The sequence below is a fragment of the Mesorhizobium humile genome (genome assembly GCF_033977215.1).
Taxonomy (GTDB): Bacteria; Pseudomonadota; Alphaproteobacteria; order Rhizobiales; family Rhizobiaceae; genus Mesorhizobium; species Mesorhizobium humile.
On record NZ_JAVIIV010000015.1, the window covers coordinates 167,327 to 178,716 of the forward strand.

General features: G+C 63.9%; 12 protein-coding genes. 1 reads left to right on the plus strand and 11 read right to left on the minus strand.

The genetic code is table 11. The features are described from left to right. Positions 1 to 65 precede the first annotated feature (65 nt). The 4 genes from RFM52_RS21990 to RFM52_RS22005 form a co-directional block, all read right to left on the minus strand. Positions 66 to 470, minus strand: coding sequence for an SRPBCC family protein (locus RFM52_RS21990; RefSeq protein ID WP_320296861.1), 405 nt, complete (start codon positions 468 to 470; stop codon positions 66 to 68). Beyond that, positions 467 to 790, minus strand: a complete 324-nt coding sequence (locus RFM52_RS21995) for an ArsR/SmtB family transcription factor (RefSeq protein ID WP_040990288.1) — start codon at positions 788 to 790, stop codon at positions 467 to 469. Before RFM52_RS21995 ends, RFM52_RS21990 begins: the two co-directional genes overlap by 4 nt. A gap of 112 nt (positions 791 to 902) precedes the next feature. Further along, positions 903 to 1,370, minus strand: coding sequence for an NUDIX hydrolase (locus RFM52_RS22000; RefSeq protein ID WP_320297024.1), 468 nt, complete (start codon positions 1,368 to 1,370; stop codon positions 903 to 905). A 251-nt stretch (positions 1,371 to 1,621) separates the two neighbouring features. Further along, positions 1,622 to 2,257, minus strand: coding sequence for a hypothetical protein (locus tag RFM52_RS22005; RefSeq protein WP_320296860.1), 636 nt, complete (start codon positions 2,255 to 2,257; stop codon positions 1,622 to 1,624). 93 nt (positions 2,258 to 2,350) lie between these two features. Between RFM52_RS22005 and RFM52_RS22010 the strand changes: the two genes are divergently transcribed. Beyond that, entirely contained in the window at positions 2,351 to 2,710 is a 360-nt protein-coding gene (locus RFM52_RS22010) for an invasion associated locus B family protein (RefSeq protein ID WP_320327873.1), read from the plus strand. A 52-nt stretch (positions 2,711 to 2,762) separates the two neighbouring features. Here the strand turns inward: RFM52_RS22010 and RFM52_RS22015 are convergent, their stop codons facing one another. From RFM52_RS22015 to RFM52_RS22045, 7 genes are read right to left on the minus strand one after another with little or no spacing between them, the layout of a single operon-like run. After that, on the minus strand, positions 2,763 to 3,464 hold the full coding sequence (locus RFM52_RS22015; protein WP_320296859.1) for a response regulator transcription factor: 702 nt from the start codon (positions 3,462 to 3,464) through the stop codon (positions 2,763 to 2,765). Continuing rightward, positions 3,461 to 6,184 carry a sensor histidine kinase KdpD gene (locus RFM52_RS22020; RefSeq protein ID WP_320296858.1) on the minus strand — a complete coding sequence of 908 codons (2,724 nt, stop codon included), beginning with the start codon at positions 6,182 to 6,184 and terminating at the stop codon, positions 3,461 to 3,463. The genes RFM52_RS22015 and RFM52_RS22020 overlap by 4 nt, the downstream gene beginning before the upstream one ends. 55 nt (positions 6,185 to 6,239) lie before the next feature. Beyond that, positions 6,240 to 6,803: a potassium-transporting ATPase subunit KdpC gene (gene kdpC, locus RFM52_RS22025; protein WP_320296857.1), complete on the minus strand. Its 564-nt coding sequence runs from the start codon at positions 6,801 to 6,803 to the stop codon at positions 6,240 to 6,242. A 12-nt stretch (positions 6,804 to 6,815) separates the two neighbouring features. Beyond that, positions 6,816 to 8,909 (minus strand): potassium-transporting ATPase subunit KdpB, encoded by a 2,094-nt coding sequence (gene kdpB, locus RFM52_RS22030; RefSeq protein ID WP_320296856.1) that lies wholly within the window; start codon positions 8,907 to 8,909, stop codon positions 6,816 to 6,818. Then, on the minus strand, positions 8,906 to 9,136 hold the full coding sequence (locus tag RFM52_RS22035; RefSeq protein WP_320296855.1) for a hypothetical protein: 231 nt from the start codon (positions 9,134 to 9,136) through the stop codon (positions 8,906 to 8,908). The genes kdpB and RFM52_RS22035 overlap by 4 nt, the downstream gene beginning before the upstream one ends. A gap of 7 nt (positions 9,137 to 9,143) precedes the next feature. Then, positions 9,144 to 10,847, minus strand: coding sequence for a potassium-transporting ATPase subunit KdpA (kdpA, locus tag RFM52_RS22040; protein WP_320296854.1), 1,704 nt, complete (start codon positions 10,845 to 10,847; stop codon positions 9,144 to 9,146). Positions 10,848 to 10,868: 21 nt separating this feature from the next. Beyond that, positions 10,869 to 10,958 (minus strand): K(+)-transporting ATPase subunit F, encoded by a 90-nt coding sequence (locus RFM52_RS22045; protein WP_036257910.1) that lies wholly within the window; start codon positions 10,956 to 10,958, stop codon positions 10,869 to 10,871. Between the last annotated feature and the right edge of the window lie 432 nt (positions 10,959 to 11,390).

Genomic DNA, 11,390 nt, shown 5'->3' on the forward strand with positions numbered 1-11,390 from the left:
TTGCTTACGCCCGCGGTTTGCCGCCCCGCCAGGACCGTGTCTGTCCTTTGAAGCTTCGGCGGAGGTCAGTCGATCCGCGAAAGCAGCTGCTCCAGGGCCGCGAAGTTGCGCTTCCAGCCCACCGTGGCGCCGCGGTAGTACGGCTCCTGGTCGGTGCGGAAGCCGACCTGCTCCATGCGCAGAAGCGTGCCCTTGCCCGTCGGGGTGAGCGTCCAGGTGACGACGCTCTCGAGATCCTTGGTGTCCCAGCTGTAGGACAGGGTCCTGTTGGGCTCGACCGTCCGCACCTGGCAGTCGACACCGCCCCATTCGGCGTTCAGGCTGAAGCGATGATCCACGACCGGCTTGAAGCTGTTCTTCATCAGCCACTCCTCGATGAGATGCGGTTGGGTGAGCGCGCGCCAGATCTTTTCCGGCGGAAAAGGTATCTCGCGCTCGACAATGACGGAGCGCGTTGCGGCTTCATTCATTGATCCATCCTTTTGAGCAGATCCTCCAGATCGTCAAACCGGCTTTCCCAAAACCCCGCCATGTCGCGCGTCCAGTCCATCAACGGCGCCAGCGCCTTGAGCTGGGCGCTGTAATGGGTCTGGCGCCCTTCATGGCGGTCTCGCACCAGTCCCGCCTCCTTGAGGACGCCCAGATGCTTCGACACCGCCGGCTGCGATACGCCGGCCTGCGCGGTCAGCGCTCCAACCGTCTGCTCGCCCTGACGGCAGAGACGTTCGAAGATGGCGCGCCTTGTCGGATCGGCAAGCGTCCTGAACAGCATATCGTGCGCGGTGGTCATCACAATCAATAACCCGTTGGCTATTGATTGACGTATAACCGCCGGGATATGTATGAGTCAAGCCGCGAATGTGGGCAACAGGCGGAACCGCGACGCCGAGCCGGCGAAGCCGCTATGCCGGATCGGCCGCCGGAACAGTCAAATCCCTAAGCAGCGTCGAAAGCTCCGGCTCGTCGATGAGCAAGGCAGCATCCGTCGGCGGCAGCCATGCGCGGTGCCGGTTCGCGGCTTCCCGCCAGTCGGCCAGCTCCTCGGTTACCTCAAGCAGATAGACCGCAACGTCCACGCGAATGAAGCCGTTGGTCATACGTTTCCAATAGGAATAGGTGCCGGCAGGCTGCTTCAGCGTCCTGCCGAGAACGCCGGCTTCTTCCTGGGCTTCGATCGTTGCCGCCTTGCGCCCGCTCTTGCCTTTCATCGGCCAACCCTTTGGCACGATGAAGCGCCGCGTGGTGCGTGAGGTGACCAGCAACACTTCGAGGCTGCCGTCCTCTCGCACCCGATACGGAATGGCCGCCACCTGGCGGATCCGTTGGCCTTTCTTGGCTCTGCGAACTGCTTTCTTCTTGGTTGTTGCCATCCCAAATTCCGGTGAGAGCAGCATCCCTGCCGCACACGCTATCCGCGCGGGCAAAAACCTTCCCTCTGCAAACCCTAGAGCGTTTCACCGTTTCACGGAAACGGCGAACCGCTCTATCTCTTTAGTTTTGACGCAATTCCTGACGGAAAACCGTGTCACACTTTTCCGGGAATTGCTCCAGAACCACCGCCCTTGCAATCCGGCATTTTGCCAGCAAGTAAGTCGGCTAATAAACTGAAAAAAGCGAAATGTCAGCGGCAAACCCGTGAAATCGTGTTGCCGACTGCTTCCATTCGACATGTCTGGCCATACACCGGCACATCGGGCCGGGGCTTGGGCACGCTTTGCCGGTCAAGCTCGCGATACAATTGCTGTTGCTGCTGGTATTGCTGCCGTTGCAGCTGGTTCTGCAACTGCTGCAGCTGGTTCTGCTGCACCAATGCATTGCGATTCGTCGGGATGACGACCTGCGCAGAGGCGCAGGAAATCATACCCACCAAGCCAGCGCTCGCCAGGACAGCCAATAGCAGAAATGCCGATAGGCGAGACCGCGACATCGCTTCCTTACCCGCATGAAAACCTCCCCATGATATAGGACGTGTGTGGGGATGTGCCATGGTCAGTTGATCGATTGTCATGCCAAAGAAAATCCGGCGCGTGATCCAGCATCGCACTTGATGGCGGTGCTGGAATGGCGGCTCTATCGCGCGGCTCCGTCCCGTGTGCGTGACTGGCCGATTGGTGAAGAGGGTTTGCATGACAAGCAGGTATAGTTTGACCGTCGCAATATTGGCGGTTGCTGCGGGTATCGCAGGCATGCCTGCGCTTGCCGCGCAGAACAAGGGCGACAAGGTGGCGCCCGCGGCCCAGTCCGCCGGCGCGGTCAAGCCGCAGCTGCCTGGCGGCCCTCGGCGCTTTCGGAAACGCATGGCGACTGGACGGTCAACTGCCAGGTCACCGGCGCCAACAAGGTCTGCAGCCTGTCGCATCAGCAGTTCAACAAGCAGAGCGGCCAGCGGCTGTTGGCAGTCGAATTGACGACCAAGACCGGCCAGGACTCAACCGGCACGCTGGCGCTGCCCTTCGGGCTTGCCTTGGCCAATGGCATTTCGCTCGAGATCGACGACAAGAAGCTGGACGGCACGCTGCAATTCAACACCTGCCAGGCGGTGGGTTGCCTGGTGCCGGCGGCGTTCGATGCCGATACCACGCCGCTCATGCAGAACGGCACCGCGCTGAACGCCACGGCGGCCGTCACGACGCAGCCGATCTCCTTCACCATCTCGCTCAACGGCTTCGGCAGCGCGCTCGCCCGGACGGCGGATTTATCGGCGGATTGATCGGCGAAACGAGGATATTCGTTTTGAGGGCGATCGGCGAAAGCCGGTCGCCTTATTCGTTTCCGTCCACCTCACGCAGGCGGTAGCCGACGCCGGTCTCGGTGATGATGTAGCGTGGCTGGTCCGGGGTCTTCTCGATCTTCTGGCGCAGCTGGCGCACATAGACCCTGAGATACTGGACATCGGTCGAGTCGTTCCAGATCTGCTTCATCAGGAACTGGTGCGTCAGCACCTTGCCGGCATACTGCACGAGCATGCGCAGGATGTCGTATTCCTTGGGCGACAGTTTCACTTCCTTGCCCTCGACCTTGACGATGCGCTTGACCAGGTCGACGGAGAGGTCACCGGTATGGAATACCGGCTTCTCACCCTGCTGCTGGAATTTGTGGCGCAGCGCCACGCGGATGCGCGCGATCAGCTCGTTCATGCCGAAAGGCTTGGTCACGTAGTCGTCGGCGCCGAGCTCTAGCGCCGAGACGATACCGGCCTCGTCGGTGCGGCTGGACAGGATGACGACCGGAACGTCGAGGCCGTCGGCGCGCCATTTGCCGAGCAGATCGAGGCCGGTCATGCCGGGCAGGCCGAGATCGAGCAGGATAAGGTCGGGCCGTTCGATCTGCATGAGTTCGATAGCCGCCTTGGCGTTCGGCGCCTCGGAGACCGTGTAGCCCTGGCTGCCGAGGCCGACGCGCAGCAATTTGCGGATCGGCGGTTCGTCGTCGACGACCAATATGGAAACGGTCTGATTTGTCATGCCGCATCGTCCGTAAGGGGCGTGCCCAGCGCTGGCAACTCAGCCGGCACCGGCATGCGGATGGTGAAGATCGCGCCCGGACGATCGGTGCGGTTGGCGGCCGCGATCGTGCCGCCCATCGCCTCGATGAAGCCACGGCTGATCGACAGGCCGAGGCCCGTGCCGGCGCGCACCTGGTCGCGCTTGCGCACACGGTAGAAGGTGTCGAATATCCGTTCCAGATCATCCGGCGGGATGCCCGGTCCCTCGTCCATCACCTGCAGGATGACGGCGCCATTGTCGACCCAGGCCTGCAGCCGGATGGCCGAGCCGGGCGAGGCGTATTTGGCGGCATTGTCGAGGAGGTTGAACAATGCCTGCTCGAACAGAACCGGATCAAGCCGCAGCATCGGCAGGTCGGCCGGAATGTCGGTCTCTATTCTGTGCTCGGCGGTGATCTTCTGCGCCCGGTTCAACGCCGATCCGACGACGTCGCCGACATAGTGGAATGCGTGGTTCGGCTCCATCGCGCCCGACTCGATCCTGGTCATGTCGAGCAGATTGGCGATGAAGCGGTTCAGCCGTTCCGCCTCGCTGACAACCGTCGCCAGCAGGTCCGCGCGATCCTTTTCCGGCAGCGCCGGCGCGAATTCCTTCAGCGTGCCGGCCGCGCCCAGGATCGCGGCAAGCGGCGTCTTGAGGTCATGCGAGATCGAGGTGAGCAGCGCCGAGCGCAACCGGTCCGCTTCGGCGGCCAGCCTGGCGCGGTCGACATCGGCGACGAGCTGGACGCGCTCGATGGCGACCGCTGCCTGGTCGGCCAGGGCGTCGAGCAGCCGCTGCTGCTCGGGCGTCAGCAGCGGCCCTTGCTTGTCGTTGTCGAGGCCGACCACGCCGATCGCGGTCCGCCCCGTCCGCAAGGGGAGGTAGAGACGTTTTGCGCCCGGCAAGGTGTCGGCGCCGCGGCCGGCGGCGCGGTTGTGCTCCCAGGCCCAGCGGGCCGCCGCGATGTCGGCCTCGGCCAGCGTGTCGTCGGGCGGGTAGCCGGCCTTCACGGTGATCGTGCCGTTTTCGGGCAGCAGCAGCACCACGCGGACTTTCAGCATCGAAGCGATCTGGAAGGCGGTGGCCCACAACACGTCGTCGAGCGTGCCGGCGCCCGCGAGCTTTTTCGAGAAGGAATAGATATCCTCCGTTGCGCGTGCGCGCGAACGCGCGGCGACCGCCTGGCGCTGCACGCGCGCGGTCAGATTGCTGGCGATGACGGCGACAACGAGGAAGACGCAGAATGCGACGATGCTCTCTGGATCTCTGATCGTCAGCGTGTAACGCGGCGGAAGGAAAAAGAAGTTGAAGGCAAGGGCACTGACGAGACAGGCGTACAGCGCCGGCCAGAGTCCTGAGGTCACGGCCGATGTCAGCACCGCCAGTAGAAAGACGATCGCTAGATTGCGAACGTCGAGAAACTGATCGAGAACCGTGCTGACCGCCAACGAACCTGTGACATAGGCGGTGGCAAGCAGGTAAGGCCAGACATCAAACGGCCTCTGTTCCGTCGCCGTGCCGACCCTCCTTGATGGCGCCTCTTTATTTCGCTCGGTTCCCGAAATGACGTGAACGCTGATGTCGCCGGCATTGCGGATCAGATCATAGGTGAGCGAGCCCTCGATCAGTTCCCGCCAGCGCGAGCGGGTCGGCCTGCCGATGACGATATGGGTGAAGTTGTTCGCCGTCGCGTGGTGCACGATGTCCTGGGCAACGTTCTGGCCGGGGATGGTCGTCACCTCGGCGCCGAGCTGCTCGGCAAGGCGCAGGTTCATCGCCAGGCGGTCCTTGTCGTCCTCGGATAGGCCTGCCAGGCGTGGCGTGTCGATATGCAGCGCCGTCCAGGGCGCGCGCAGCCGGTCGGCGAGCCGGCGCGCATAGCGGATGCGGGCCGCTCCGCCAGGTTGCGAGTCGACGCAGACGAGAACCCGCTCGCCGGCGGCCCAAGGCCCCGGAATGGCGTGCGACTGCATGTGGTTGAGCAGTTGCTCGTCGACGCGCTGGGCCGTGCGGCGCAAGGCCAGCTCGCGCAGCGCCGTCAGATTGCCCGGCGAAAAGTAATTCTCGATCGCGCGCTGCGCGGTGTTGGGGAAATAGACCTTGCCGTCCTGCAGCCGTTTGATCAGGTCGTCGGGAGTGAGGTCGATGATCTCGATGTCGTCGGCCTCGTCGAGGATGGAATCGGGAACCGTCTCGCGCACCCGGACGCGCGTGATCTGGGCGACGACGTCGTTCAGGCTTTCGACATGCTGGATGTTGAGCGTGGTGTAGACGTCGATGCCTTGCGCAAGGATCTCCTGCACATCGAGATAGCGTTTGGGATGCCGGCTACCGGGCGCGTTGGTGTGGGCAAGCTCGTCGACCAGGACCAGCGCAGGGCGCCGCTTCAGGATGGCGTCGATGTCCATCTCGTCGAGGGTTTGGCCGCGATACTCGACCAGGCGGCGCGGGATCACCTCATAGCCGTCGACCAGGGCCTGGGTTTCCTTGCGGCCGTGCGTCTCGACGATGCCGATCACGACATCGGTGCCGTCGGCGCGGCGGGCGCGGCCCGCCATCAGCATCTCGTAGGTCTTGCCGACGCCGGGCGCGGCGCCGAGAAATATGCGCAGACGGCCACGGCCCTCGCGCTCGGCATGCTCGAGGAGCGCGTCGGGGGAGGGTCGGTTCTTCGGGTCGGTCCTGTCGTCCGGCATCAGGTCCAATCATGAATTGCGCCGGGGATCGTGTCGATCCCCGGCGCGGGCGGGATTACTTCAGCTCGTCCAGCGCCAGGTTCAGCGCAAGCACGTTGACCACCGGCTCGCCGAGGATGCCGAGCTCGCGATCCTCGACATGGCTGTCGACGAGCGCCTTCACCTTGGCCTCGTCCACACCGCGGGCCTTGGCGACGCGCGGCACCTGGAAATAGGCGGCCTCCGGGCTGATGTCGGGATCGAGGCCGCTGCCCGAGGTGGTGACGAGGTTCATCGGCACCGGCTGGTTCGGGTTCTCGGTCTTCAGCTTCCCGGCGTCGCCCTTGATGCGCTCGATGAGCTTGGGATTTGTCGGGCCGAGATTCGAGCCGCCTGAGGAGGCGGCGTTGTAACCGTCGCCGGCTGCCGACGGCCGGCCATGGAAATAGCGGTCGCCGGCGAAAGCCTGGCCGATCAGGCTGGAGCCGATGACCTTGCCATCTTTCTGGATGAGGCTGCCATTGGCCTGGGCCGGAAACAGCGCCTGGGCGATGCCGGTCATGCCGATCGGATAGATGAGGCCGGTCAGCACCGTGAAGAAGACGATCATGACAAAAGCGGGTCTGAGTTGCTTGAACATCAGGGTCAATCCTTATGCGAGGCCGAGGGCCGTGACGATCAGGTCGATCGCCTTGATGCCGACGAACGGCACGACGATGCCGCCGAGGCCATAGACCAGCAGGTTGCGGGTGAGCAGCGAGCCGGCGCCGATGGCGCGGTATTTCACGCCCTTCAGCGACAGCGGGATCAGCGCGATGATGATCAGCGCGTTGAAGATGATGGCCGACAAGATTGCGCTTTGCGGCGTCGCCAGATGCATGATGTTGAGCGCCTGCAGCGGACCGGTGGACTGGCCGGGCGCGACGTAGAAGACCGCGAACATCGCGGGGATGATGGCGAAGTACTTGGCCACGTCGTTGGCGATCGAGAAGGTCGTCAGCGAGCCGCGCGTCATCAGCAGCGCCTTGCCGATCTCGACGATCTCGATCAGCTTGGTCGGGTCGCTGTCGAGGTCGACCATGTTGCCGGCCTCGCGCGCGGCGACGGTGCCGGTGTTCATGGCGACGCCGACATCGGCCTGGGCGAGCGCAGGCGCGTCGTTGGTGCCGTCGCCACACATGGCGACCAGCTTGCCCTTGGCCTGTTCCTCGCGGATCAGCGACAGCTTGTTCTCGGGCGTGGCCTGGGCGAGGAAGTCGTCGACGCCGGCTTCGGCGGCGATGGCCGCGGCGGTGAGCGGGTTGTCGCCGGTGATCATCACTGTGCGGATGCCCATCTTGCGCAGCTCCGCGAAACGCTCGGCTATGCCGCCCTTGACGATGTCCTTGAGGTGGACGACGCCGAGCAGGCGGCCGTCGCGCTCGACGGCGAGCGGCGTGCCGCCGGCCTTGGCGATCTCGGCGGCGATGGCCTGCAGATCGCGGATGGTGTCGCTGGTCGGACGGGTTCCGTGAGCGGCCGTCGTCGCCTGGCTGACATGGGCGAGCACCGCGTCGACGGCGCCCTTGCGCACGGACGAACCGTCGATGTCGACGCCGCTCATGCGGGTCTGCGCGGTGAAGGGTACGAAAGCCGCATGCAGCGTGGCCATGTCGCGGGCACGGATGCCGTATTTCTCCTTGGCCAGCACGACGATGGAGCGGCCTTCCGGCGTCTCGTCGGCCAAAGAGGCGAGCTGTGCCGCATCAGCCAATTCCTGCTCGGTGACGCCCTTGACCGGACGGAACTCGGTTGCCTGGCGGTTGCCGAGCGTGATGGTGCCGGTTTTGTCGAGGAGAAGCGTGTCGACGTCGCCGGCGGCCTCGACGGCGCGGCCGGACATGGCAAGCACGTTGAAGCGCACGAGACGATCCATGCCGGCGATGCCGATGGCCGACAGCAGCGCGCCGATCGTGGTCGGGATCAGCGTGACGAAGAGCGCAACGAGGATCGTCACCGGGATATAGCCGCCGGAATAGGAAGCGAAGCTCGGAATGGTCGCGGTGGCCAGCACGAAGATCAACGTCATGCCGACAAGCAGGATGTTGAGCGCGATCTCGTTCGGTGTCTTCTGGCGCTCGGCGCCCTCAACCAGCGAGATCATGCGGTCGAGGAAGGTGTGGCCGGATGCGGCTGAGATGCGCACGCGGATCCAGTCCGACAGAACCTGGGTGCCGCCGGTGACGGCGGAGCGGTCGCCGCCGGATTCGCGGATGACGGGCGCGGATTCGCCGGTGATCGCGGCTTCGTTGACGGAGGCCACGCCTTCGATCACCTCGCCGTCGGACGGGATGATGTCGCCGGCCTCGACCAGCACGACATCGCCGACCTTCAGGCTGGTGCCGGGGACCAGCTTGAATTTGGTGCGGTCGCCGTTGACGAGCAGCTTGGCCTGGGTCTCGGTGCGCGCCTTGCGCAGCGAGTCGGCCTGCGCCTTGCCACGGCCCTCGGCTACGGCCTCGGCGAAATTGGCGAACAGCACGGTGAACCACAGCCAGATGATGATCTGCAGGGTGAAACCGAGATCGCCGCTGCCGGTGACCAGGTCGCGGATGAAAAGCACTGTGGTGAGCAGCGAGACGACCGCAACGACGAACATCACCGGATTCCTGACCAGCGTGCGCGGATCAAGCTTGCGGAAGGCGCCGCCGATCGCGGGCACCAGGATGCGGGCATCCATAATGCTCGCGGATTTGGATTGGCTCATTTTCGGGCTCCGGTATCGGTTATGTTGGACGGCGCCGGGTGTTCGGTCTTCGGGAACAGGTGCGGAAGGCCGGTGGCCAGCAGCCACAGCACGAACAGCACGGCCGCCATGCCGAGAAAGGTTGAAAGCGTCGGGAAAGGACGAGGCTTCTCGTCCCTTCCGTTGTCGGGGGCTCCGTCACCGGTCTGGTGACGGTCGTCCCGACGTATCTGGTTGAACCAGGGCATGGTCATCTCAGAAGGTCTGTCCGTGGATCATCGCCAGATGCTCGACGATCGGACCGACGGCGAGCGACGGAAAGAAGGTGAGGCCGCCGACGATGACGATGACGCCGACCAGGAGGCCGACGAACAGCGTGCCGTCGGTCGGGAAGGTGCCGGCGGAGGCGGGCACGGTCTTCTTGGCGGCCAGCGAGCCGGCGATGGCCAAAGCCGGAATGATGACCAGGAAGCGGCCCATCAGCATGCCGATAGCACCCGTGAGGTTGAACCAGGGCGTGTTGCCGGTGAGGCCGGCAAAGGCGGAGCCGTTATTGGCGGCCGACGACGTGTAGGCATAGAGGACCTCGGAGAAGCCGTGCGGGCCGCCATTGGCCATCGAGGCCACCGCGCTCGGCAGGACCACGGCGATTGCCGTGAAGATGAGCATCGCCAGCGGCAGGCACAGAATGGCCAGCATCGCCATCTTGACCTCCTTGGCTTCGATCTTCTTGCCGAGATATTCCGGCGTGCGGCCGACCATCAGGCCGGCGACGAAGACGGCGACGACGACGAACATCAGGATGCCGTAGAAGCCGGCGCCGACGCCGCCGACGATCACCTCGCCGAGCTGCATGTTGATGATCGGGATCATGCCGCCAAGCGCGGTAAACGAGTCATGCATGGCATTGACCGCGCCGCAGGAGGCGGAGGTGGTAATGACCGCGAACAGTGTCGACAGGGCGATGCCGAAGCGCGTCTCCTTGCCTTCCATGTTGCCGCCGTCGATGCCCAGCGCGTGAACCAGCGGGTTGCCGGCAGCCTCGGCCCAGTAGCAGACGATGACGCCGGCGATGAACAGCACGCCCATGGAGGCGAGGATCGCCCAGCCCTGGCGCTCGCTGCCGACCATGCGGCCGAAGACGTTGGTGAGGCCAGCGCCCAGCACGAAGATCGTCAGCATCTGGATCAGGTTGGAGATCGCGTCCGGATTCTCGAACGGATGCGCGGCATTGGCGTTGAAGAAGCCGCCGCCATTGGTACCGAGCATCTTGATGGCGACCTGCGATGCGACCGGTCCGAGCGCGATGGTCTGCTTGGCACCTTCCAGCGTGGTGGCATCGACATACGGACCAAGCGTCTGCGGGATGCCCAGCCAAACATAGACCAGCGTCAGCACGATACACATAGGCAGGAGCAGGTAGAGCGTGCAGCGGGTCAGATCGACCCAGAAATTGCCGATCGACTTGCCCGAGGCGCGCGCGAAGCCGCGGATCAAGGCAACCGCGATGGCGATACCGGTGGCGGCCGAGACGAAGTTCTGGACGGTGAGACCGGCCATCTGCACGAGATAGGACATCGTGCTTTCGCCGCCGTAGTTCTGCCAGTTGGTGTTGGTAACGAAGCTGGCGGCGGTGTTGAAGGCTAGCTCAGGGTCGACCGCGCTCATGCCGGCCGGATTGTAGGGCAGAACGCCCTGCAGCCGCTGCAGCGCGTAAAGGACCAGCAGGCCGGCGAGGTTGAAGAGCAGCATGCCCGTCGCATAGACGGCCCAGTGCTGTTCTTCCCTGTCGCTTGTGCCGGCCAGGCGATAGAGGCCACGCTCGATGGGGACGAGCACCGGCGACAGCAAGGTGCGATCACCGCTGAAGACGCGGTACATGTAGCCGCCGAGCGGCTTCACGAGCAAAAGCAGGATCCCGCAATAGATGATGATCTGTATCCAGCCATTTATAGTCATGATGGGCTCTCCGGGTACCGATCAAAAGCGCTCTGGGCGGATGAGCGCGTAGGTGAGGTAGGCAAGCAGGAACAAGGTCACCGCGCCGCCGAGGATGTAGTCGAAAAGCATGGTACGGCCCTTTCTCAGATTCTGTCGCAGGCTTTGACGTAGGCTAAGGACAGGGCGAAGAATAAAATCCCGATCCCGAGAACGATGAGGTCCATTGCAGGTGTTCCTTGTTTTCAACTTGTGTTTTTCTTGCCTGATGCCGGCGAGATAAAAACTTTACGCGGATGCGCCTCACCTTTGGCGGCGACGGCGATCAAAGCGCTTTTCGAAGGGAAATATGGACCCGATCGCCATAAAGGTTCGAGACGGGGCGGGTGGGAAAGATATAGGAATTTTATAGGGGTTTGGGCCGAACCGGCCCGCAGGCTCCGGTTGGCTAAAGTGCGTTGGCAGATCCCACGCCTCGGCGATTGGCCGAGATGCCTATCGCGGTCGTCATCCACGGGCGGAGCAAGGAGCGAAGCGACGCGCGCAGACCCGAGGATCCATGCC